Annotated in this window: 19 protein-coding genes; 9 read left to right on the forward strand and 10 right to left on the reverse strand. The window is 43.6% G+C overall.

Annotated features, from left to right (window positions below; all coding sequences use genetic code 11):
* Window positions 1–47: 47 nt before the first annotated feature.
* The 4 genes from nhaA to fabV all read left to right on the forward strand — a co-directional run bounded on the left by nhaA (window position 48) and on the right by fabV (window position 6,284).
* The gene (nhaA, locus tag R7R24_RS07305; protein ID WP_005378034.1) at window positions 48–1,199 is read left to right on the forward strand and encodes a Na+/H+ antiporter NhaA; all 1,152 of its coding nucleotides are present in this window, start codon (window positions 48–50) and stop codon (window positions 1,197–1,199) included.
* Window positions 1,200–1,917: 718 nt separating this feature from the next.
* Window positions 1,918–2,553, forward strand: a complete 636-nt coding sequence (locus R7R24_RS07310) for a TetR/AcrR family transcriptional regulator (protein ID WP_005378033.1) — start codon at window positions 1,918–1,920, stop codon at window positions 2,551–2,553.
* Window positions 2,554–2,624: 71 nt separating this feature from the next.
* On the forward strand, window positions 2,625–4,907 hold the full coding sequence (locus tag R7R24_RS07315) for an acyl-CoA dehydrogenase (protein ID WP_085569573.1): 2,283 nt from the start codon (window positions 2,625–2,627) through the stop codon (window positions 4,905–4,907).
* 174 nt (window positions 4,908–5,081) lie between these two features.
* On the forward strand, window positions 5,082–6,284 hold the full coding sequence (fabV, locus tag R7R24_RS07320; protein WP_005388648.1) for an enoyl-ACP reductase FabV: 1,203 nt from the start codon (window positions 5,082–5,084) through the stop codon (window positions 6,282–6,284).
* Between the two features lie 78 nt (window positions 6,285–6,362).
* On the opposite strand, the gene R7R24_RS07325 is transcribed toward fabV, so the two are convergent.
* Together R7R24_RS07325 and R7R24_RS07330 are read right to left on the reverse strand one after the other, a co-directional pair.
* Window positions 6,363–8,045, reverse strand: a complete 1,683-nt coding sequence (locus R7R24_RS07325) for an aspartate:alanine antiporter (RefSeq protein ID WP_005378028.1) — start codon at window positions 8,043–8,045, stop codon at window positions 6,363–6,365.
* A 175-nt stretch (window positions 8,046–8,220) separates the two neighbouring features.
* Window positions 8,221–8,487 (reverse strand): GrxA family glutaredoxin, encoded by a 267-nt coding sequence (locus tag R7R24_RS07330; protein WP_005378026.1) that lies wholly within the window; start codon window positions 8,485–8,487, stop codon window positions 8,221–8,223.
* Window positions 8,488–8,865: 378 nt separating this feature from the next.
* Here R7R24_RS07330 and R7R24_RS07335 point away from each other — a divergent pair, with 378 nt between their 5' ends.
* The gene (locus tag R7R24_RS07335; RefSeq protein ID WP_191115713.1) at window positions 8,866–10,110 is read left to right on the forward strand and encodes an iron-containing alcohol dehydrogenase; all 1,245 of its coding nucleotides are present in this window, start codon (window positions 8,866–8,868) and stop codon (window positions 10,108–10,110) included.
* Between the two features lie 76 nt (window positions 10,111–10,186).
* Here R7R24_RS07335 and R7R24_RS07340 read toward each other — a convergent pair whose 3' ends face one another.
* The 5 genes from R7R24_RS07340 to R7R24_RS07360 all read right to left on the reverse strand — a co-directional run bounded on the left by R7R24_RS07340 (window position 10,187) and on the right by R7R24_RS07360 (window position 15,904).
* Window positions 10,187–11,041, reverse strand: a complete 855-nt coding sequence (locus tag R7R24_RS07340) for a MurR/RpiR family transcriptional regulator (RefSeq protein WP_005378021.1) — start codon at window positions 11,039–11,041, stop codon at window positions 10,187–10,189.
* Between the two features lie 311 nt (window positions 11,042–11,352).
* Window positions 11,353–12,999, reverse strand: a complete 1,647-nt coding sequence (panP, locus tag R7R24_RS07345; protein WP_054577926.1) for a pyridoxal-dependent aspartate 1-decarboxylase PanP — start codon at window positions 12,997–12,999, stop codon at window positions 11,353–11,355.
* 211 nt (window positions 13,000–13,210) lie between these two features.
* Complete coding sequence (locus tag R7R24_RS07350) at window positions 13,211–13,723, reverse strand: hypothetical protein (protein WP_017634875.1); 513 nt, start codon at window positions 13,721–13,723, stop codon at window positions 13,211–13,213.
* 208 nt (window positions 13,724–13,931) lie between these two features.
* Entirely contained in the window at window positions 13,932–14,837 is a 906-nt protein-coding gene (locus R7R24_RS07355; RefSeq protein ID WP_005378011.1) for a lysine exporter LysO family protein, read from the reverse strand.
* A 146-nt stretch (window positions 14,838–14,983) separates the two neighbouring features.
* The gene (locus R7R24_RS07360) at window positions 14,984–15,904 is read right to left on the reverse strand and encodes an HDOD domain-containing protein (protein WP_005378009.1); all 921 of its coding nucleotides are present in this window, start codon (window positions 15,902–15,904) and stop codon (window positions 14,984–14,986) included.
* A 369-nt stretch (window positions 15,905–16,273) separates the two neighbouring features.
* On the opposite strand from R7R24_RS07360, the gene R7R24_RS07365 reads away from it, so the two are divergent.
* On the forward strand, window positions 16,274–16,861 hold the full coding sequence (locus tag R7R24_RS07365) for a TfoX/Sxy family DNA transformation protein (protein WP_005378007.1): 588 nt from the start codon (window positions 16,274–16,276) through the stop codon (window positions 16,859–16,861).
* 193 nt (window positions 16,862–17,054) lie between these two features.
* Here R7R24_RS07365 and R7R24_RS07370 read toward each other — a convergent pair whose 3' ends face one another.
* From R7R24_RS07370 to R7R24_RS07380, 3 genes are all read right to left on the reverse strand, one after another.
* Window positions 17,055–17,603: a hypothetical protein gene (locus R7R24_RS07370; RefSeq protein ID WP_005378006.1), complete on the reverse strand. Its 549-nt coding sequence runs from the start codon at window positions 17,601–17,603 to the stop codon at window positions 17,055–17,057.
* 291 nt (window positions 17,604–17,894) lie between these two features.
* Window positions 17,895–18,392 carry a response regulator gene (locus tag R7R24_RS07375; RefSeq protein WP_005378005.1) on the reverse strand — a complete coding sequence of 166 codons (498 nt, stop codon included), beginning with the start codon at window positions 18,390–18,392 and terminating at the stop codon, window positions 17,895–17,897.
* Window positions 18,389–20,329: an ATP-binding protein gene (locus tag R7R24_RS07380; RefSeq protein WP_053349539.1), complete on the reverse strand. Its 1,941-nt coding sequence runs from the start codon at window positions 20,327–20,329 to the stop codon at window positions 18,389–18,391. The genes R7R24_RS07375 and R7R24_RS07380 overlap by 4 nt, the downstream gene beginning before the upstream one ends.
* A gap of 186 nt (window positions 20,330–20,515) precedes the next feature.
* Between R7R24_RS07380 and R7R24_RS07385 the strand changes: the two genes are divergently transcribed.
* From R7R24_RS07385 to R7R24_RS07395, 3 genes are all read left to right on the forward strand, one after another.
* Window positions 20,516–21,784 carry a DUF945 family protein gene (locus tag R7R24_RS07385; RefSeq protein WP_005378002.1) on the forward strand — a complete coding sequence of 423 codons (1,269 nt, stop codon included), beginning with the start codon at window positions 20,516–20,518 and terminating at the stop codon, window positions 21,782–21,784.
* A gap of 137 nt (window positions 21,785–21,921) precedes the next feature.
* Window positions 21,922–23,016, forward strand: coding sequence for a 3-phosphoserine/phosphohydroxythreonine transaminase (gene serC / locus R7R24_RS07390; protein WP_005378000.1), 1,095 nt, complete (start codon window positions 21,922–21,924; stop codon window positions 23,014–23,016).
* Window positions 23,017–23,106: 90 nt separating this feature from the next.
* Window positions 23,107–24,438: a D-serine ammonia-lyase gene (locus tag R7R24_RS07395; RefSeq protein ID WP_054577925.1), complete on the forward strand. Its 1,332-nt coding sequence runs from the start codon at window positions 23,107–23,109 to the stop codon at window positions 24,436–24,438.
* The last annotated feature ends 5 nt before the right edge of the window (window positions 24,439–24,443 follow it).

A 24,443-nucleotide genomic window follows, 5' to 3' on the forward strand; every position in this document is an offset into this window, starting at 1 on the left:
ACTCTTTGTTAATCGTTTATTAAGATAATAAATATAAGGACGAAACCATGAACGATGTCATTCGTGACTTTTTCAAAATGGAATCAGCAGGTGGTATTCTTCTCGTAATTGCAGCGGCAATTGCGATGACCATTGCTAACTCACCGCTGGGCGAAACTTATCAATCTGTACTGCATACTTATGTATTCGGTATGTCAGTTTCTCACTGGATTAATGACGGCCTAATGGCTGTTTTCTTCTTACTTATTGGCCTTGAAGTGAAGCGAGAGCTACTTGAAGGAGCGCTAAAATCAAAAGAAACCGCAATTTTCCCTGCGATTGCAGCGGTTGGTGGTATGTTAGCGCCTGCTCTTATTTACGTTGCGTTTAATGCTAACGACCCAGAGGCGGTTTCTGGCTGGGCAATTCCAGCTGCGACGGATATTGCATTTGCTCTAGGTATCATGGCGCTACTAGGTAAGCGCGTACCAGTAAGCCTTAAAGTGTTCTTGTTAGCTCTCGCTATTATCGACGATTTAGGCGTGGTTGTTATTATTGCACTGTTTTACACAGGTGATCTTTCTAGCATGGCGCTGCTTGTTGGCTTCATCATGACTGGTGTCCTGTTCATGTTGAATGCGAAGGAAGTAACGAAACTGACACCATACATGATAGTCGGCGCGATCTTATGGTTTGCGGTACTTAAATCTGGTGTTCACGCAACACTTGCAGGCGTAGTGATCGGCTTTGCTATTCCTCTTAAGGGTAAACAGGGCGAACATTCCCCACTTAAGCACATGGAGCACGCACTTCATCCATACGTGGCATTTGGTATATTACCTCTATTCGCATTTGCAAATGCGGGGATTTCGCTAGAAGGCGTATCGATGTCAGGCCTAACTTCAATGCTGCCATTAGGTATTGCTTTGGGACTACTGGTTGGTAAGCCTCTAGGTATCTTCACCTTTAGTTGGGCAGCTGTGAAAATGGGTGTAGCTAAGTTACCGGAAGGCATTAACTTCAAGCATATCTTTGCGGTCTCTGTGTTGTGTGGTATCGGTTTTACAATGTCTATATTCATTTCCTCTTTAGCGTTTGGAAATGTAAGCCCTGAGTTTGATACCTATGCTCGACTAGGTATCTTAATGGGCTCGACGACAGCCGCGTTACTTGGCTACGCGTTACTGCACTTTTCTTTGCCTAAGAAAGCGCAAGCGTAAGATACACACTGTTTAGTAAAGCCTCCCATTCGGGAGGCTTTTTTATGTCTTGCAGATCGGCACATCAACCACTTCAGGGTGGTTACTTTTGTGACCAACTAAGGTCTAGCTGATGGAGTTAGGGCAAATCATCGAAAGAGGCGCTTGGTAAATCTATAGGCGAAAAAAAGCCCAGCCGAAAATTTGACTGGGCGGATACAAACATAGGAGTTAATAAGAAAAAAGCAGCAACGTAACAATTAGATGGAAACAAGTTTGACGGCCAGTGAAACTTCAAATGCCCTAACTGTTACGTATATTCAGACCGAGCCTTTTCCAAACAGTTCCATTTTTTTTCAAAAAATTTCTACTTAATGCTTTCTAGCTTCTTACACATCCGAAAGTAATAGAAAAATCGAGATGGATTACCAACTTGGCGAAGTTACTAACTTCTGTGTTTCTCATTTTATCTCCCCTAGAACCGAAGATGTATTTCATACTCTCGTCGCTCACTCCGAGCCGCCAAGGCTATTGTTAGCGTTTCAATTGCGCTGGACTGAGAAATTTGATCGTTTTCTTCTGACAAGCTTCACTGGAGTATTCGATTGAATTTCAAAAGATTAGATCACACCTTTTACTGTCTGGTCAGACCAATTGGTTAAAGTGTGATGTTAATCATTTGTTAATCTTAAGTTTCGGGAGTATATTTTCAAACAGTTGTTTAATACGAGTGATTAAAATGGCCCCGAGAACATCAACAAAAGAAAAAATACTCGATGTCGCAGAAGGACTCTTTGCTGAACATGGCTTTAATGATACTTCGCTAAGAACGATAACAGGTAAAGCTAACGTTAACTTAGCATCGGTAAACTATCACTTTGGCGATAAAAAAACGCTGGTTAGAGCGGTTTTAGATAGGTATTTAGAAGCACTAATGCCGAGCATTAAGACTTCATTAATTGAGCTAAACACGCGCGATAGCTACAACATGGACGATGTCTTTGAGTCATTGCGATTACCTTTACGTACATTAAATGATGTACGCCCAAATGGTACTGCGCTATTTATGTTGTTAATTGGCCGCGGTTATACAGACGTTCAAGGTCATCTACGCTGGTTCATTACCACCAGATACGAAGAGGTACTAAACCTTTTCACTTTCTCGATAATGAAGGCGAACCCGGAACTATGTGAAGAACAGTTGTTTTGGCGACTGCACTTCACGTTAGGGACCTGTGTATTTACGATGGCTTCAAGCCAAGCTCTTTCGGAGCTGGCAGAAAGTAAGTTTGAAAAGGAAGTCGATGTGAAATCTGTCGTCGATTTACTGATTCCATATTTGTCAGCAGGAATGTCAGCAAAGCAGTTGGCATAAGACAAATAAGAAAGTTAAACCAATAATAAGATTATACCCCGAGCGGTTACGTGAACAAAAGGATCTGAACTATGAGCTCTCTACGAAGAAAATGGATTAGTGACCCGGCTTTTAAAGTGTTCAAAAAAGTATTGCCACCTCTGTCTAGCACCGAGAAAGAGGCGATGGAAGCGGGTAGTGTATGGTGGGATGCCGAACTATTCTCAGGCAAGCCAAACTTCACAACATTGCATCATTATCCAACGCCTACACTGACGGCAGAAGAGCAGTCATTTATGGATAATGAGCTTGAAACCCTGCTAGAAATGCTTGATGACCAGAAGATTGTCAAAGAAGACAGGGATTTACCACCTGAAGTATGGGAATACCTACGTAAAGAGCGATTTTTCTCTTTGATCATCTCGAAAGCATATGGTGGTCGTGAATTTTCCGCTTTGGCGAACTCAACCATTGTTTCTCGTATTGCGACTCGAAGTATCAGTACCGCGGTATCGGTAATGGTACCAAACTCTCTTGGCCCTGGTGAGCTGCTATCGCACTATGGTACGCAAGAGCAAAAAGATTACTGGTTGCCTCGTTTAGCTGATGGTACAGACATCCCTTGTTTCGCCCTAACTGGCCCTGAAGCGGGTTCTGATGCAGGTGGCATACCTGATCAAGGCGTGGTTTGTTACGGCACCCATGAAGGCAAAGAAGTGCTTGGCGTGCGAGTTAGTTGGAATAAACGCTACATCACGCTTGCGCCAGTTGCGACAGTGCTCGGGTTAGCATTTAAACTGCAGGATCCTGAAGGGCTACTTGGAGACAAGAAAGAGGTTGGCATTACATGTGCGTTGATTCCCGCTGACCATGAAGGTGTCGAGATAGGCGAGCGCCATGATCCTCTGGGGTCTGCGTTCATGAATGGCCCAACTCGTGGTGAAGATGTCTTCATCCCTATGGACTGGTTGATCGGTGGCGCTGATTACGCAGGTAAAGGTTGGCGTATGCTGGTTGAGTGTCTTTCTGCTGGTCGTGGTATCTCTCTTCCAGCGCTTGGCACAGCGATTGGTCACCTTACTACACGTACAACAGGTGCTTATGCTTACGTGCGTAAACAGTTTGGAATGTCCATCGGTAAGTTTGAAGGTGTTGCAGAAGCAATGGGGCGCATTGGTGGTCTTACTTACCTACTAGAAGCGACGCGTACGCTAACGACGACTTCTCTCGATATGAAAGAAAAACCTGGGATTGTAACCGCGATTGCCAAGTACCACATGACGGAAATCGCGCGTACCATTCTAAATGATTCGTTTGATATCCATGCGGGTCGTGCGATTCAAGATGGCCCAATGAACTATCTTGCTAAACATTACCTTGGTATCCCGGTTGCTATCACCGTTGAAGGCGCGAATATTCTGACTCGTAACCTGATGATTTTTGGTCAAGGTGCGACTCGATGTCACCCATATGTTCTAAAAGAAATGGAAGCAGCGGCGAATCCAGATTCTGAACAAGGTGCGAAAGAATTTGACAACTTGATCTTTAAACACATCAAGCACGCGCTCGGTAATACATTCGGTGCATTTGGTGCAGCACTAACTGGTTCTCGATTTGTTAACGCGCACATGAGTGGCCCAACGCAGCAATACTACAAAGACATTACTCGTCTCAGTCGTGCACTTGCAGTAAGTGCAGACTTTGCGATGTTAACCTTAGGTGGAGACTTGAAGCGTAAAGAAATGATCTCCGCACGTTTGGGTGATGGATTAAGCTATCTATACATGGCATCTGCTGCCTTGAAAAAGTATGAAGATGAAGGCCGTCAACAAGGCGATCTAGACTTCGTTCATTACGCTGTTCAACACTGTTTGTATAACGCTTCTAAGTCATTAAATGAGGCTTACACCAACTTCCCTGTGAAATACGTTGGCGGTGTGCTTAAGGGGCTATTGTTCCCGCTTGGTAATCATTTCAATAAGCCAAGTGATGAGCTGTGTGTGAATTTGGCTGAAGCGATGATGACGCCAGGCGCGCAACGTGATCGCCTCACGCATCTGTGCTACATCGGAAAATCAGAGGATGACAGCGTAGGCTTAATGGAGAATGCATTCCTTGCAATGTACGACATTAAACCTTTGGAGCGTAAACTTATGAAGGCTGCGAAGGATGGTAAAGTGGCTCGTAAAGGTCTGCTACATGATCGTTTGCAGCAAGCATTTGAAGCAGGCGTGTTAACTGAACAAGAAATTGATCAAATCATGGCTGCAGATAAATTGCGCTACAAGGCGATTCAAGTTGACCACTTTAGTCATGACTTTTCTGAAGTGCGAACTCATAGCCCAAAAAAGTCGCAGTTGAATCCGGCGGCATAATAGACAACTAATGTTAAGAAAAGCACCTCAATGAGGTGCTTTTTTGTATTCTTGGGGAGTGGATGGTGGGATAGTGCTCCAACCACTTGCCTTTTAAGAGCATTTTTACAGAAATTAGATGCGAAATCCCAACGAAACTTTTATCCTAACAAGGTTTTTTAAAGGAAGTTGAATATGATCATCAAACCTAGAATTCGTGGATTTATCTGTACTACAACGCACCCTGTTGGTTGTGAAGCTAACGTAAAAGAACAAATTGCGTACACCAAAGCGCAAGGTCCAATCAAAAACGCACCTAAGCGTGTTCTTGTTGTTGGTGCATCAAGTGGCTACGGTCTATCTTCTCGTATCGCTGCGGCATTTGGTGGCGGTGCATCAACTATCGGTGTTTTCTTCGAAAAAGAAGGTACTGAGAAGAAGCCAGGTACAGCAGGTTTTTACAATGCCGCTGCTTTTGAAAAGCTAGCGCGTGAAGAAGGTCTGTACGCAAAAAGCTTAAACGGCGACGCTTTCTCAAATGAAGCGAAACAGAAAACTATCGAGCTGATCAAAGAAGACTTAGGTCAAATCGATATGGTGGTTTACTCACTGGCATCTCCAGTACGTAAAATGCCAGAAACTGGTGAATTAGTTCGTTCATCTCTTAAACCTATCGGTGAAACTTACACATCAACGGCTGTTGATACCAACAAAGATGTGATCATCGAAGCTAGCGTTGAGCCTGCAACAGAAGAAGAAATCAAAGACACTGTCACTGTAATGGGCGGTGAAGATTGGGAACTTTGGATCAATGCGTTGTCTGATGCTGGTGTTCTTGCTGAAGGTTGTAAGACCGTCGCGTACAGCTACATTGGTACTGAGCTAACTTGGCCAATTTATTGGGATGGTGCACTAGGTAAAGCAAAAATGGACCTAGACCGTGCAGCGAAAGCGCTAAACGACAAGTTAGCAGCAACAGGTGGTAGTGCCAATGTTGCGGTACTTAAATCTGTTGTAACTCAGGCGAGTTCTGCAATTCCTGTTATGCCACTGTACATCGCAATGGTATTCAAGAAAATGCGCGAAGAAGGTGTACACGAAGGCTGTATGGAACAAATCTACCGTATGTTCAGCCAACGTCTATACAAAGAAGACGGTAGCGCGGCAGAAGTTGATGAGATGAACCGCCTACGTCTGGATGACTGGGAACTTCGTGACGACATTCAGCAGCACTGTCGTGAGCTATGGCCTCAAATTACGACTGAGAACCTAAAAGAGCTGACTGACTACGTTGAGTACAAAGAAGAGTTCTTGAAACTATTTGGTTTCGGCGTTGAAGGCGTAGATTACGAAGCGGATGTGAATCCAGCAGTTGAAGCAGACTTCATTCAAATCTAATCGAATCACAGACTAGATAACCAATAAACAAAAGGCGCTCATTGAGCGCCTTTTTGTATTTCATAGTCAAAGTGAGTATTAACTTAGTATTATCAGAATCGTACCAGCTAGCGTCATTAAAATATTCGCAATCGCATAGGTACCCGCATAACCAAGGGCAGGGATGGTGGACTTAGCGTAGTCGTTAACGACATCCATAGCTGGAGCGCAAGTACGGGCGCCAATAATGGCACCGAAGAGCAGAGCACGGTTCATCTTGAGTACGTGTGCGCCAACTAAGTAAGCCAGAACTACAGGCACAACACTGACAATAAATGCCAAACCAATGACTTTTGGTCCTACTTGCGTTAGGTGCTCGAACATCTTTCCACCTGCACTTAGACCAATTCCCACCATAAAGAACATTAACCCTAGATCTTTGACCATATTCAGCGCCCCTTGTGGGACATAACCGAAAGTAGGGTGATTTGCTCGTAAGAAACCAAGCGTAATACCGGACAACAGAAGACCCACCGCATTACCCAAACTGAAAGACACCTGACCGAACGTCATTGTGATGAGGCCAAACAGAATACCCAAAATAAAGAAGCTACAAAAAGCGAGCAAATCGGCCATTTGACTGTGGATCGAGATGAAACCGATTTTTTCCGCCAGTCCATGTACTCGGCTTTTCTCGCCGCTCACTTGAAGGACGTCCCCTTTAGCGAGCACAATGTCTAAGTCCATAGGCATTTCAATCTGAGCGCGAACTACGCGGTTTAAGAAACAGCCAAACTCAGACAAATTCAAATCCGATAAACGCTTACCAGCGATAGCGTCACTTTTTACGACGATTTCTTCTTCAACGATGCGCAAATCAAGCAAGTTACGGTCGAATACTTCTTTACCATTACGGAAGCTAGGGTCTAAGCGAGCATGGCTGTCAGGGAAGCCAACCAGTGCAATTTCATCTCCCTCTTGCAAGATAGCATCACCATCTGGGTGGGCGAGAATACCATTGCGACGGATTCGTTCAATGTAACAGCCAGTTTGACGATAAATACCCAGTTCTCGCAAGTTTTTACCATCAGTCCAGTCAATTAGCTCTGGGCCCACTCGGTAAGCTCGAATAATGGGTAAATACACTTTTCTCTGGCTTGAATTTCCAAGGCCACGCTCTTGTGCGATTTGCTGCGCGGAATCAGAAAGGTTTTGTTTTTGCAGTTTTGGCAACAATTTAGCAAACATGATCATGCTAATTAAGCCGACCAGATAAGCCATCGCGTAGCCTACGGATAGATTTTCTAATACCAGAGAAAATTCCATATTCCGCGGTATAGTCGCAAGGCCAGAGTTAAGAGCATCTTGTGCACCAACCAGTACTGGCGTTGCGGTCAATGCGCCTGCCATCATACCGGCGGATAAGCCAAAATCGAGGCCGAAATAGTGACTCAAACCATACGTTAAGCTGACCGCAGACACGAGAACAGTCATGCTTAAAATAAAATAATGCTTACCATCTCTGAAGAATATACCAAAAAAGTTTGGTCCAGCTTCAATGCCAACGCAGTAGATAAACAGCATAAAGCCAATGGTTAAAGCTTCTGCATTAAATGAGAAACCAAGGTGGCCCATTACCAAAGAGGTAATAAGAACGCCAATAGAGTTGCCTAATTGTAATTTGCCAAATCGAATTTTTCCGATGGCAAGGCCAATGGCTAATACGACGAAGATTAGAAGGATAGGGTTTTGCTCAAGAAGGTATACGACGTCTATGTTCACTGTGTGGCTCGGTAGAGTGTGTGCCAAAAAAGATTAAGAACTGTGAATTGTAACTAAATATAGCAAAAAGATAAGTGAATTTTTTTAGGTTTTACCATTAGTTGACTTAACGTAATAACCAGCTGAAAAATAATAAAAAAGCCGCATGAAGCGGCTTTTTTGAAAACAGTCTTTATTATTCGTCAAATAGACCTAGGTGCTCTTTCGCGTATGCTTCGAATTCGTCGCAGCCACCGATGTGCTCTTGGTCGATAAAGATCTGGGGAACGGTTTCAACTGGTTTACCAACTGTTTTCTCAAGATCTGCTTTAGAAATACCCTCAGCGTGAATATCAACGTAACGGTAGTTGAAGTCATCACGTTTTGCTTTTAGCGTTTCTGCGTGCTCTTTTGCACGAACACAGAAAGGACATGCAGGGCGACCAAAGATAACAACGAACATAATCTTATTTCTCCTAAATCTATTCTTTTTTTGAAAGCGTACAAAACATAGCGGCTGAGTGCGCTTTCTTTTGTTGGAGTAACTATGCCCGATCCAGATACGGAAATAAAGCGGCAATTACCTCTTGGTTCTATAGGTGAAATCTATCGAATAAAAACTAAACGCGCGTGCTTATTTTACGGCTCTGAAGTATGTGAAGTGACGCATAAAAAACATACATTCTAAAGGGTTAATGATGGCAAGGTGGAATTGGTCAATTTTTTTTGTTTAAAAAAATAGCAATCTATTTTGGCTATACGCAAATAACTTCAACTCTTACATAAGTGTTAAATCAGAGGGCGAGAGGTTATTTGGGTATATTCTTTTGGGAGGGTGTGTATGTTTCAGTTTATGACTGCAACAAGGATTATATTTGGTGAAGGTGCACTTCAATCTTCATTGTCCGTTATTAACCAATTTGGCTACAGTGTTTTGCTGGTTACTGGGCAGGATACCCAACGAGCCGCCCCCATTATCCAATATCTTAAAGCTCAAAATATGCGTTACCAGCACGTAGCTATCGTTGGTGAACCATACATCACGATGGTAGAAGAGACCGCAGTGCTCGGTAGAAAATTCCAACCTGATATGGTGGTTGCGATAGGTGGTGGCAGCGTCATCGATATGGGCAAAGCCTTAGCTGCCATTATTCCCAATCAAGGCAATGTTTACGATTACGTAGAAGTGGTAGGAAGAAGCGTCCCTTTAAAAGCAAAGCCTCTTCATTTTATTGCGATTCCTACGACAGCAAGCACCGGTTCAGAAGTGACCAGAAATGCTGTGCTGAAATCAGGACAAGATAAAGTGAAAGTGAGTCTTAGAAGCCCTGATATGCTCGCAGACGTTGCCATTGTAGACCCGACACTTACTTACGGGACCAACCAATACACATCTGGACGTGGCGCAATGGATGCGTTCACTCATTTAATGGAAGCATATGTGTGTGGTGAGCCAAACCCTCTTACTGATATGGTCTGCGAAGAGGGGCTACGCCGCTTAAGCCGTTCAGTGATTGCCGCTTGTAAGCAAGATAATCATAAGGCGCGCTCTGATTTATCGTTCGCTGCATTGCTTGGTGGTATGGCGATTACTAATGCCAAATTAGGTGCCGCTCATGGGTTAGCATCGGCGTTAGGAGGCAAGTTAGACGCCCCCCATAGCGTTATTACGGCTCGCCTAGCTCCACACGTGATGCAGGAGAACATTAACGCCGCTAAACTCGCGGGTAGGAATGATGTGATAAGTCGTTATCGCAAGTTGGCCCAATTAGTCACTGAGCGAGTAAACGCGAACGAACACGATGGAATTCTTTGGGTAAATATGGTGCTAGATAAGTTAGCGTTACCGCTACTGGCTCAATTTGGAGTATGCCAAACCTCTTTTGAGCAAGTGGCGAATGATGCGCTTAAATCAATGGCAATCAAAGGGAATCCTTTACCCCTGAATCAGGAACGTTTGATACACATATTGCAGCAAGTCTGTGATTGTAGCGGAGAGTGCGCAGCTGAGAGTGCACAACATGTCAGTTCTGTTGAAGTACTGGAATCAAGAACGGACTTATCGAGTGTCAACGACTTAGGGTGATTGCTTTCTTAGCTGCATTAAAACAAAAGGGGAGCCTTGAGCTCCCCTAGATAAAGTATTGACTAAGCTTTAGTGCTTAGTACTGGCTTAATTTGTCATAGCGACTGTCTTTCAACGCATCTTTTACGCGTTTTAGGTTCTCACGGAAACCTGTACCACGGCGAAGAGTGAAGCCAGTTGCTAGCACATCAATCACTGTCATTTGTACAACTCGGCTTGCCATTGGCATGTAAACGTCGGTATCTTCTGGAATATCGAGCGTGATGGCCAGCGAGCTTGCCTTTTCTAGAGGAGAATCCTTCGCTGTAATCGCAATAACCGTTGCGCCATTTTCACGAGCAAGGTTCGCTATTTCTACCTGACTCTTTGTTCGACCGGTATGAGAAATAAGAACCACAACATCATTATCACTGCAGTTGATACAACTCATGCGCTGCATAACAATATCTTCAAAACAAGTAATTGGAATATTAAAGCGAATAAACTTGTTTTGTGCGTCTCGGGCAACAGAAGATGATGCACCAAGGCCAAAGAATGAAATGCGCTTCGCTTGCGTTAGCAAATCGACCGCACGGTTCACTTGCATTGGATCTAGGCTATTTTTAGCGACATCTAAACACGCCATCGTCGATTCGAAAATCTTATGGGTATACGCGTCTGGGCCATCGTCTTCTTCCACATTACGGTTAACGTAAGGGGTGCCGTTGGCTAGGCTCTGTGCCAAGTGAAGCTTAAAATCTGGAAAGCCCTTGGTGTCCAGACGACGACAGAAGCGGTTTACAGTGGGCTCACTAACGTCGGCCATTTTAGCCAGCGTTGCAATGCTTGAATGAATTGCAGTTTGTGGAGACGCCATAATTACTTCCGCAACTTTGCGCTCTGACTTACTGAAATTCTCCAGGTTTTTTTGAATTTTTTCTAATGTATTCATAGTGTTCACGAGGGTATAGAGAACAACTCGCTGGCTCTGCTAACGAAAGGAAACACGAAGATTCCGGAGTAGAGTGGGGCGTTAACGAAAACAACCAGCGCCATAGAATCAGTATAAACCTGATCTTCAATCAGTCTAAACCAATAACGGGTACTATTTAGTGAGAATTTGACAGGCCTCAAACAAAATGTTGTAAAAACTACAGAATTGGATGTGTAAACGAAGTTTTGTTGCGCTAGTCGCACGATAATGATGTTTGAGTTACATCAAAACGAAAAAAAATTTCAAATTGATGTAACTCGATCTGGCCGTTAAGACGATTGAATATCAACAACCAGCTGTTGAATTCTTTTCATCAAATTTGGTGCTTGCTTGGCGATTTCGCGTTGTTCATCAAGCACTGAGCTCAAAATTTCTTTTGTGGTCAGTGGATTTGCCAAAACCACTCGAAACACTATCGTATTCATGCGTTGCCATTGGTCTGGGTTCAGTCTTGTACGTGAAACGAACGATTTGCCCGTTTCGCGCTGACGCTTTTGAATAAACTGTGTTAACTCATTGATCAGCTCATTCAGTTGTTCTTTTTGTGAGCCTTCTGCTTGTGCTAATGCTTCACGGATGAATGGCGGCAAATAACGGTATGTGAGCAGACAAAGCTCTGGTTCAGAAACTAACTCGAAATCATCTTGCTGTTTGATTAAATCCGCAAAGTATCGAGCTTTTTCAATGCTTTGGTCAATCAGAAGCTCGTAACCTGGGCGACTTATGATGTGCATTGCGGCGTAGACCAACATCGCCATACCCGAACGTGAACCTTCTAATGTATGGCTGCCTAGGTCTTTTGAACCTTTGCGCAATATATATTGAGCGTGATGCTCTATGGATTTCATTGCGTCAGGGTCTTTGAACAGAACCATACCAGCGCCCATCGGGATGTAGAGCTGCTTGTGCGCATCAATAGTTACTGAGTCTGCCATTTCCACACCTTTAAGAAGGTGACGGTGATGGTTAGACATAAGTGTTGCGCCACCCCATGCGGCATCTACATGGAAGTGACAGCCGTGAGCTTGGCAGACTTCAGCGATTTCAGGCAATGGATCAACATTACCTGTCTCTGTTGTGCCAGCCACACCAATAACAGCAATAGGCTTGATATTTTGTTTTTCGAGCTCAACAATTTTCGCTTTAAGGTCGTCGATAATAATACGGTTGTTGGTATCGGTTTTAACCGCAACCAAGCCCTCTTGGCCTAGCCCTAATACATCGGCCGCTTTCTTAAGGGAGTAGTGACCACGCTCAGACACTAGCACCGCTAAGCCATCATAGCCATAGTGCTTCATGGCTTTAAAAAGGCCTTCCTTTTCCACGCCTTTAAATGAGCCATTGGCTCTTAACGCTTTGTTACGTGCTACCCAAAGCGCAGTGATATTGGCTATGGTGCCGCCGGAACAAAATGCGCCTAATGAGTGGTTTGCACTGTGCATCCACTGATTGTAAAAAGTATCATTCTGACCATATATCAAGCGATGCAGCATACCCAAAACTTGACGCTCAAGTGGCGTAAAGGCTTTGGAAGTCTCTATTTTTACCAGGTTTTGGTTTAAGGCGATCATGATCTTTGACAGTGGCATCAAGAAATAAGGCAGTGCCGATGTCATATGACCAATGAAGCTTGGTGAAGATGTGTGAACTGAGTGCGACACCAAAGTGTCGAGTAAGTGCTCTGTATGATCTGACACGAACTCTGGCTGCTCAGGAATCTGAGCAGAAGAAAAGTCTTTTTCGATTTCGCGTAAAGGCTTTTCTTCTGCCACGATGTGTTCACGAAGAAATTGATTTAGATTTCGCGAGAGGCTCTCGTCAATTTTAGTTAACGTTGAGTCCGGACCTTCTGGGACAGTGAAGATCTTTAGCAAGCTCTCAAAGCTAACATCAGCGGCTTTTTGTTCCTTAACCATAGCAAAGAATCTTTGTAGTTATTTTGGTAATGCGAGCGGCACAATCTAAACTAAAACGGGCGCAAAGTCCCGTTTTAATTGTTGAAACCCAAGTTGTAGAAATGAAAATTTTAGGTGAAGGTTACGATATTCACATTAAAAAATTCTAGATTGAGTACGTTAAAACACTCTGATGTTATCGAATGCTAATCAACGACTAATGTGAGCAATCTTAGTCACATTTCTGCTTTTCAATCTTTTCTATTGACTGATTGTACTTATTAAGTGCGGTATCAATTTGTTGGGGATGACTAAGCAGATCAGCGAATGCTGAACGAAGCTCGTAGTTTTTTGGGTGGTTAGTTGATTGACGGTCGCTAAATGTCTGTTTTGCAACTTCACCTAACTTATCGCTTCGGGTCGCTAACTGCTTAACGTCATGTTGCTCTAGTTTTAACCATGCTTCGATTGGCTGTTCCGTCGCAACGCGGCTAGGGTCGTTCTCTAGAAAGTAGTGAACCGCTTCGCGGTTTAATTCAAAGTGATGTTTACGTCCATCCAAGAACCATTGACTAACTTCTTTCAGATCTGGATATTGGGTAACCGTCAAATCAACAAGATCTTGATACCACTGTAGTGAGGCATCGACGTAGCCATCGTATTTGCTAGCAAGACATTGTTGATCTGCGGCAAGCGTAAAAGTTGAGCTTGTAGCGAGGAGCGCTGCAACGACAAAGCGTTTCATTCTTCTTCCTTCTGGTTGTTATCCCTTTATTAACGCAATGCGCATCATTTGATGTTTCTCCCTTCTTTCTATTTGGTCGTGACAAATCGTTGGGCTGAATGACGAAAAGAAAGAGGGGTCTTGCCAAAAAATATTGACCACTTTGACGTTAACTGGGTATTTAAATTTTTGCCGTATTGTAATGGATGTTAAAGCGAAAACCTGAGATCTAGCTAGCAAGTGATACAAAGAAAAGCATCATAACTGGTACCAATAAACTCAAAATAAAGCCGCTAACGATAGCAACAGGAACACAACGCACACCACCGGTGGTTTGAATAACGGGTAGGGTGAAGTCCATTGCTGTTGCACCGGCATAACCAATTGCGGTGCACGGATAGCTACGAATAAAGAGAGGAATGGCAACCAGTGCGACTAGCTCTCTCATCAATTCAATCAAGAACGACGCGCCACCAAATACCGGACCAAAAGCGTCACCCATTAAAATACCTGCGAGTGAATACCAGCCAAAACCTGAAGCCATTGCGAGTGCTTGATAAAGAGGAAGATCCAAAAGCACCGCTGCAAGAACGCCACCAAGCATACATGTTGCGATGACAACAGCCGCAATGGCCATTCCTTGTTTATTTAATAGGATTTGACGCAGAGTAAGTCCACTATTGCGCAACTGAATACCAATAAAAAATAGAAGTAGAAAGAGTATCCATTCGCTTGCTGTATCTACCCAACTTAAATCAATGGGTAACAGCAGGCCAACCACTAACCCGCCGCCAACGACCACGATAAGCTTAACAGACTCTAAAGCCATCGAAGATAACGGTAACTTCTTTTGATTCTGATTGGTCTGGAGTGGAATAATTTTATCAATAATAGGCAGAGCCAACAGGTTGCAGGCACTTAGACACAAAAAAAACGTACTCGCATAGAGGAGAATACTTTGTAAGTTGCTGCTTAAATTATCGAGCGCCGCTAAGCTAAGACCCATCAACGACAAAATGACGTAAATAAGGTAGGACGTTGACTGATTGATCTTCTCCAATAACGAAGATCGAGATATAGGAATTAGATACCCCACCACAAGCGGAGCGAAAATAAATAGCATCCCTGAGAACATAAAGCTCAATGATTCCTTTTTGAGATAACATCAACACGCATAAATCAAATTATCTATCGGTTGAAATTAGAGACATTTCACCACACACAGCTCAGCCTTGAGCGAATCGTTTTATCACGGATAAGGTATTATCAGAAAACGATAAATTACAAACCGCTAGCATTCAGTACAGCACGGATTTGATCATTGAAGTCAGTATCACTCATGTTACTAAGTTCATACAAGACTTCTGCACCAGTTAAGTTGAATTCAACTTCATGTTCGTCAATGCGTTCATCGTGATTGCGGAACATCAATAAATGATGCGCAATTCTAGCGATGTCGAGATAACTCACTTCTGGTCGCGTTAATTCGTATTTTTCGTTTGAGGATACTTCTCTGAAGTCGTTGTCAAACCCCCAACGCTCAAGTACCAGTTTACTTGTGGCAGAACAACGTGTTTGGAAGATCTGCAATGCAATATCTGGGTCTAAGTAATTGCCCCTATCTAAGTACAAGTGGTACTCATTAATTAGGCAAAATAACCCTATATCGGCTAATAGACCGACCAATAACGCCTTTTCTTGCTCTAGATGACCATAAGTGCCTGGCTCGTGGCTACGAAACGATTGAACCAACATCACCATGACGGCACCGAGCTCACGAGATATCGCCGCACTCTTCACCAAGATGGCATTGCATTCTTTAGTGAGATTAACTGAGTGTTTAAGTTGCTCGATCGCTTGTGCGGTAACAATATCACGTACACGAAGTATTCCGAGACGAGATACCGCTGTAGTTAAGTCGTTGCAGGTGATATTTCTGCGATTGAAAATCACAGAGTTAGCGACTCGTAAAACGACCGCTGCTAATCCGGGATCTTCCAATAAACAGTTAGCAACATCGGCAATCGTGGTGTGTTCTTCGACACATAACTGCTGAATTTTAAGCACGACATCAGGAATAGGAGGTAACGAAATCTTACCCGTGGCGATGGACTGTTCTACCAGCTGAGCAAACTCGGATTCCAGTGCGTTTATAAGCTTATCTTTATTATTTGGCAGCCAAAAAAATGATAAATGTTCCATTGTGACGCTGTACTTGAGATCTTTCGTACAGTGTACCCTTACAGCGTATTCTTTATCAATTAAATGCGTATTATGTGCCCGTAATTGCCAGCGAGATCATAATGATGGCGTGTTTTAGGCATGCTATGCGTCAAAAAAATATCACCACACAAATAATAAGTGTGAAACTAATCACGTATGCAGAATTTATACTTTTTTATATGTGACCTATGTCCTAACTTATTTTTCAACGTTAAGTATGATTAAGCAAGTTGGTGAGCACAACTCACAAAAATATCGCCAACAAATCGACATTTATAATTCGCTATAAGCTGCTGTTTATCTGGTGACATCGCTAATCGGGGTAATTTATTCAGATTAAAGAGGTCAATGGACATGACAGACCAAGCTTTTTTTAAATATGTACGCACCTTCAGTGAGTACCAAAAACGTTCTATGTTCGGTGGTATTGGTTTATTCACCGATGATGCTATGTTTGCGCTTGTCAGCAATGATTGCTGCTACTTACGTGGTGGTAATGGGCTAGATGAAGTGTTTACTCAACTGAGCTGTGAGAAGTATAAGCACGTCAAAAAACAGACGACGGCAACCGTAAATTATTATGATGTAACCGATTTATTCGAATCCGGATATGTAGGGCTTGATGAACTGGTACAGAAATCAATTGAATACTCAATTAAGGAACGGAAATATCAAAAGTCCTCTGCCAGTAGACGCTTAAGAGACTTACCCAACATGCAACTAACCCTTGAACGTATGGTCAAGAAAGCCGGTGTTGATGACGTAGAAACCTTTTTAGAACTTGGACCTGTAAAAGTCTTCAACAAAGTTAAAACGGCTTACGGTAATGATGTTGATGTAAAGCTACTGTGGAAATTTGCTGGTGCAACTGATGGCGTACATTGGAAACTGATCCAAGAGCCGCGTAAAAAACAGTTATTGGCACTGTGTGACTAAGCGAAGCTGATCGCACAATGATTGACTCGTTTCGATGGAGTTAGCGGGTCGTAAAAGCAAGTGTGAAAAGCGGAAAAAGGACGTTGAAGTTTTTTACCACTTCATTGAGTTAGTCATTAAATTAGACAAAAAAACCGAGGCAGAGACCTCGGTTTTTGTTTTTTTAATTTGCTCTTTTCTTACAGCACAAATCTTAAAACTTAAAACGCGTAGTGAACATTACCTGATCACCGTAAAAATCGTTGATACGAGCTTCAGCACCCAAAGAGAAAAGCTCTGTTGAGTGGAATCGAGCGTAGGCAGAGCCAGTCCAATCGTCATCGTTATCGATAGAAACGTAGCCGACTTTGCCGCCTACTTCTAATTGAGGGCCCAACCATTGGCGAACACCTAAGTTAAGCTCCATACCAACATCTGTGCTGCTCTCATTCGAAGGTTGCACAACGCGCATTAGCATTTCACCAGTAAGATCTGCCCAGTTGTTTAGCGGAGAATGGAAGCCAAAGCCTGCAGCTGAGTCAAAATCACTTTCAAACTCAGAGTCAATACGAGCAATAACATGCGCGTTCGGGTGAATTGATTTGCTGAATCCAGCACCAAATGTCACAGGACTTGCGCCAATACGTGCTTCGAAATAGTCGTAGCTAAAGTTGCTCATAGTTGCTGGCGCATTGCGATCGTTTGCAGCTAGGGCATGGCTTGATGCCACTAGTAAGGCAGCGGCTAATAGTGTTTTACGCATAACTAACGATAAACCTTGTTCATTATTTCCATGGATTCAAGCAACCACTTGAACCGTAATCTGATTTGTCCGACATCATAATAAAAAGGAAGGTCCACGACCAACAAAAATGTGTCGATGTTTTGTCAATTAACTTAATAGTTCCTTGGTTTAAGCAAAAACTACGCCATATACGTAGTGTCCGAGAATTTCACTCGGACAAGTAACGATGTTTTTCTAACCTCATTCGACTATGCGAGGTTAGGTGGTGCAATGAGCATCGTTGAGTTCAAGTTAGAACCAAACACTTTATTACTCGCCAAAGCTTGCTCTTCTTTCTGCCATGGCGTTGAGGATTGCCTCAGAATCAAGGATCTGAGTCCAGGATAGCAGGTTATCATCATTCTCAATCACAAACGCGGTAAGCTGAGACACGATTGCTTTTCTCAATGCTTCACCTTTCCAAGGTTTGGCAATGTAATAATCGAGACTCGCGTTATTTACGGCTTCTACGGTGTCTTCCAAACCAGCTTGTCCTGTGAGTAAAACTTTGCGCGCTGCTTTTGTGTCACCATTTTGACTGAGTTCGATTAAGAAGCTGATCCCAGTTTGTTCCGGCATAATGTGGTCACATAAAATGAGCGCAAGCTGAACTTCTTCTTCCGCCATCTCCTCAATCACTTGCCGAGCTTCAGTCACCGATTCCGCTCCTTCGACGACAAAGTTCTCCTCGAAGGGAGCAAGATCTTGGAGCACGCTATCCAAGACTTCTCGTTCGTCATCGACACATAAAATTAGATACTTGGTCATGTTTCATCTCCTTCTTCGATGACTGGTAACCAGACGGTCATTCGTGTGAACTGGCCGATCTCTGATTCGACGTCAATCCACCCTCTGTGTGCTGTTACGATTTGCTGGCAGATGGACAGCCCGATGCCTAAGCCAAAATTACCTTCTTTTTTTGTGGTGAAGTTCAGCTCGAAAATGGCGTCTCTTTGCGATTCAGGAATGCCACATCCATTATCTTCAAATGAGATAACGGCATAATGTGTGTGCTCTTTTTCTATAAGGCGTGTTTGTATGTTTAACACACCTTTCTCTGGAAATGCGTCAATGGCGTTAGAGACCAAGTTCGTCCACACCTGTTGGAGTGCGATCGGTTGACAAAGGATGGAAGGCAAGTTTGCATAGTCGGTTGAAACTTGGTGCATTTTTAATTTGTTCTCGAAAATCACCAAGGTGTCTTCAATGCCCTCATGAATATCGGCATAGTGCAGGGTCTCATCATCTGACCGAGCATATCCTTTCAGGCTTTTTACCATATCAGCAATTCGTGCTGCACAGACATTAATTGAGCGAAGTGTAGAACCTGCTTTGTGGTATTGCTCTAGTGTATTGAGAGCATGATAAGACGCTTTCTGCTTTCTCGTTAGTTGGGTAAGTAGCTCTTGATCGGACTCTAATCCAAGGCTCACCACTTTTTTTGCCAATGCTCGGTCTGGAAGAGTATGGCTAAGCGCTTTTACGCGTGATCTGAGCTCGGCGGTTGAAGCGGGTTTTGAGGTTTGCGCTTTGCTCAGTAATTCAATGCCTTTGCTTTGTATATCGGAACTGGGCGCATCGTTAAGTAATCGTTCTAGCGTATGCGTTAAATTCTCTACGCCCCTCAATATCGCGGCTACTGGATTGTTTAGTTCGTGTGCCACTCCCGCAACCAATTGGCCAAGCATCGCCATTTTTTCTCTTTCAATGAGCTGCTGGTGGGCTGATTCTAAAGATTCGAGCGTTTTTTGAAGTTGCAGTTTGGTGTTGATGCTTCTTTGCAATCGGCGGTTGAAGTGGCGTAAAAGCAAGTTTGTAAAAAGAGGCAGTAAGTTTGAGTCGCTTTGCATCACTTTATTGAATACGTTGCGATCGAGTTTGATAACTTCTGTTTTGGTTAGTGTTAGAGCTGTCGAGAAAGAACATTCCCCAGTAACAAACGACATGCCTCCGACAATATTCCCTTTGTTATGGCGTACAACCTCTCGCTGCATGCCTTGCTCATCGCGCTTGTACAGAGCCACTTCACCTTCGGTGATAAACCACAAAAAGCAATTTGGCTCGCCTTCCACGGTTAATAAGTGTTCAGGTGAGTATGTACGGCACGCTCTTGTTTCGTCATTATCTTTGAAAAATTGCTGGAGAGCGGAGATCACTTGCTCGGCTAACTCGGCATCAGACATCGAGTGGTAGTCGTGTAAGAATCCGGCTTGATAATGGCTCATCTGGTTATTGATGTGCGCTCGCAACAAGCTGTGATGATCCAATATCTGACTGTAACTTAGCAGGTCTTCTTTGCCATTTCGCAAGATAAATTGGGTCAGCTCTTTTTGCACTGTGTTAAATAAGACGTGATCTGGCAAAGGTTTAGTGAGGCAGTGGTCGAGCCTGCCCTCATTAACGGCAGTGAGAATTGCCTCTATATCAGACGAGCAGCTAATAAGAATTTTTCTTGCTTGCTCGGTATGTGGCATCCGGTCTAAACCAATAAGAAAATCCACGCCGTTAAAATGAGCGTGATGGCTCGCTATAACTAAAGCAACAGTCTGTTCTCTTTCTTCTAGATACTCTAAAGCGCTTTGAGCCTCTTCTATCGATTCGACAGAAAAAATATCAAACTTACTTGAGAAGGCAGACAGCTCCAATCGAAACTGTTCAGCACTGATTGGGTTGTTGTCGAGACACAACACAGCATAACGATTCACAGATGTTTTAGCTCCGGTTAAAACTTCGCCACGCAAACTTTAACAATAAAAGGACATGATGAGTGGGAGCCAAGTATGATTCCTGATTAATGGACTAGAATAAGCATCAATAGTCTGATTTGTCTCAATGTTTTCTCCGCAGGTGGTTTGGGGTAGACTGACCGAAAATATCTAATAAGTGACGTTATGCAAAATCTTAAAAAAATCGGCGCCATTGGTGGTGCTATCTCATTAGCACTGTGTTGGCCATTGGCTGTCGGACAAATTGGTCAGTCCATCATTGAAGATGGTATTACCAATATGAATGATGAAATGATTAAAGGCGAAGTGGTCGAGTATCAGCGTGGCTATTTGTCTTCAGTCGTGCTGACTCGTTATTCAGTTGTTGATCCTGAGCTTAAAACGCAGTTAGAGCGTGATGGTATGCCAACGACGTTTGACGTAACCAGTGATGTTAGCCACGGTCTAACAAGCCTAACAGCAGATTCAAAATTGGTGGACAATGACTTTTTGCCTCTCACGATGCATAGCCAGACTCAACTAAATGGCAATACAGCATTTATCCTCGACCTAGACAGTTGGCATTATCGTAACGAAGCGCAAGGTGTTTCTGTTTCTACAAGCCCTGCAAAAGTAACAGGTGATGTGACGGTATTGGGTGATCTCAATTACCAAGTTTCCGTTCCTTCTGTTCAAGTGGATTTTGAAAACGGTGAAGAGCTTCATCTGAATGCATTGACAGGGCAAGGTAAAGGAAAGCAAGCAAAAGGCTATTGGCTGGGTGAGCAATCTTTTTCTCTAGAGAAGCTGGATGTGGTTGATGCGAACTTGACGCCTGTCTTTTTGATTGAAAATGCGAGCTACCGTGGTAACACTACGATGAGTGAGTCTGGTGATAAGCTGAACAGTCAATTAAACCTAGATGCTAAGAAACTACGTTTAACTGATGGGACGGATGTCGATAACTTTAAGTTGGATTTCTCAATTGCAGATGTGGATAGCCAGTCTTTTGATCAAATTATGTCTATCTATCAAAGCTCTCCTATGCTAGATGAACAGGAAATTGCGAATTTATTGCCGCATGTCGATACGCTGTTTAGCAAAGGTTTTGATTTATCCGTGAACGAGCTTTCACTCGCGTTCGGTGACGGCAAGTTCCACAATGAGTGGCAACTATCCATCCCTGAAGGTACTGAGCATATTTCTCAAGATCCAATGAAGTTGGTGACGGCCACTACTGGTGAACTTAGCACTTACTTCTCTGATGAATTAGTAACGCATTACCCATTTATTCAAGAAGGGATTGATGAGCTCCTTATAATGGAGTTGATCGAAAAAGTAGAGGGCGGTTATCAATTAAAAGCAGAAATTGGTGAAGGCAAATTGAAGTTCGAAAATGGGCATGAGTTCCCATTGGTGGCTCTACTTATGCCTGCTTTGATGCAACAACAGTAATTCGTGTTGTTGCGAATTTGTTCCAATTCAACGCTTAGTCTTTAAAAAGAGGTCGTAAGACCTCTTTTCTTGTTTTTATCACTGCGAAAACGTGATATTAATTTCGTAATATTTACATAGCAGGAGCAATGAGCATCATGGAACAAAATACGGACAACGTATTTAACTTCAGTGCAGGGCCAGCAGGTCTGCCTAAAGCAGTTATGCAGCAAGCACAACAGGAACTAATCGATTGGCAAGGCCTTGGTACTTCGGTCATGGAAATCAGCCACCGAAGCAAAGAGTTCATCAAAGTTGCAGAAGAAGCCGAGCAGGATTTACGTGATCTTCTGAATATTCCGGACAACTATAAAGTACTGTTCTGCCAAGGTGGTGCTCGTGCTCAGTTTGCTGCTGTTCCTCTAAACTTACTTGGTGATGCCGATACGGCAACTTACATCGATGGTGGTTATTGGGCTGAAAGCGCGGTAGCTGAAGCGAAAAAATACTGCGAACCAGACGTGTTTGATGCAAAAACAGAAATCAACGGGAAAGTCGCGGTTCTACCTGCAAGTGAATGGAAAATTGCTCCAGAAGCGGCTTACGTTCACTTCTGTCCAAATGAGACCATTGATGGTATTGAGATTAACGATCTTCCTATCACCGACAAACCGATTGTTGCTGACATGTCTTCGACAATTCTTTCTCGTGAAATTGATGTGTCGAAATACGGTGTGATTTACGCGGGCGCTCAGAAAAATATTGGTCCTTCCGGCATTGCTATTGCTATCGTGCGCGATGATTTATTAGGTATGGCGAAGCAGGTACTACCAAGTATTTTGGATTACACTGTTTTGGCAGAAAAAGAATCAATGTTCAACACGCCACCAACCTTTGCATGGTACCTGTCTGGTCTTGTTTTCAAATGGCTGAAGGCACAGGGCGGAGTAAAAGCGATTGAGCAAGTGAACCGCGCTAAAGCCGCGCTACTGTATGATTACATCGATCAGTCTGATTTCTACCGTAATGGCGTGCACTCAGCAAACCGTTCTTTGATGAACGTGCCATTTCAACTTGCTAAGCCTGAACTGGATGCAACCTTCCTTGAGCTAGCAGACTCTAAAGGGCTGAAAGCGCTAAAAGGTCACCGAGCAGTTGGTGGTATGCGAGCATCCATTTATAACGCAATGCCGCTTGAAGGCGTTCAAGCGTTAGTAGACTTCATGCAAGAGTTTGAGAAAAACTACGCGTAAGCTCAAACTGATAACTGATATTTGTTCTCCAAAGCGTCGCTATTGCGGCGCTTTTGTTTATCTCAACTCACATCATTCCAGGAAGGTAAAATGACCAAGGCAAATATTGAAGCGCTGACTAAGCAGTTCCCACTCTTGGCAGCACTTATTGATCTTGAAGAGGTTTGTTGGTTTAACCCCCATATCACTTCCTTGGAGGAAGGCTTACCTCATGTCGGGTTAGATGAAAAAGATATTCAAGCGGCGAGTGAACGGCTAGCACGATTTGCGCCTTATTTGATGAAAGCGTTTCCCGAAACGGAAACGTCGCGTGGCGTTATTGAGTCCGCAGTGGTGGATATTCCCAATATGAAAGTGCGTTTGGAGCAGCAATACGACACACCAATATTGGGCCATTTAATGCTCAAAAAAGACAGTCATTTGCCAATTTCTGGTTCGATCAAAGCGAGAGGTGGTATTTATGAAGTGCTCACTCATGCAGAAAAGTTGGCGTTTGAAGCCGGCTTGCTCTGTGAAAGCGATGATTATAGCAAATTGTTCAGCAATGAGTTTCGGCAGTTTTTTAAGCAGTACAGTATTGCAGTTGGCTCAACCGGCAATCTTGGTATGTCCATCGGTATCATGAGTGCGAAGCTGGGTTTTTCAGTTTCAGTCCACATGTCTGCGGATGTGCGGGAATGGAAGAAAAATAAGCTCCGGTCACATGGTGTTAATGTCGTAGAGCACCAAGAAGATTATGGTATTGCTGTCGCGCAAGGTCGTAAAGAGGCAGAAAAAGATCCCAACTGTTTCTTTATCGATGATGAAAACTCACGGACGCTGTTTCTAGGTTACTCTGTTGCGGGTGAGCGTCTTAAGCAGCAATTTGATGACTTAGGAATCGTTGTTGATGAGCATCATCCATTGTTTGTTTATCTTCCTTGTGGTGTTGGCGGCGGGCCTGGTGGCGTGGCATTTGGCTTGAAGGTAGCGTTTGGCGAGCATGTCCATTGTATTTTCGCAGAGCCAACGCACTCCCCGTGCATGCTGTTGGGCGTACATACAGGCTTGCATGACGATATTTCGGTACAAGATTTGGGTATCGATAACATCACCGCCGCTGATGGCTTGGCAGTCGGGCGTGCCTCGGGATTTGTCGGAAGAGCGATGGAAAGGCTACTTGATGGTTTTTACACCATTGATGACGCTCGTATGTATCACCACTTGGGTGAGTTAAGTGAACTGGAAGGTATTAATCTAGAGCCTTCTGCATTAGCCGGTATGATTGGGGCAGTGCACGTCTCGAATAACCATGCTTATCAGTCTCGAATGAAATTTGACGAAGAAAAACTCAAAAACGCAACACATCTTGTTTGGGCAACAGGTGGGGGCATGGTTCCGGAAGATGAAATGGCGGCTTATCTCAAAAAATCTGGTCGGTAAATCAG

Source organism: Vibrio sp. 704 (genome assembly GCF_033339295.1).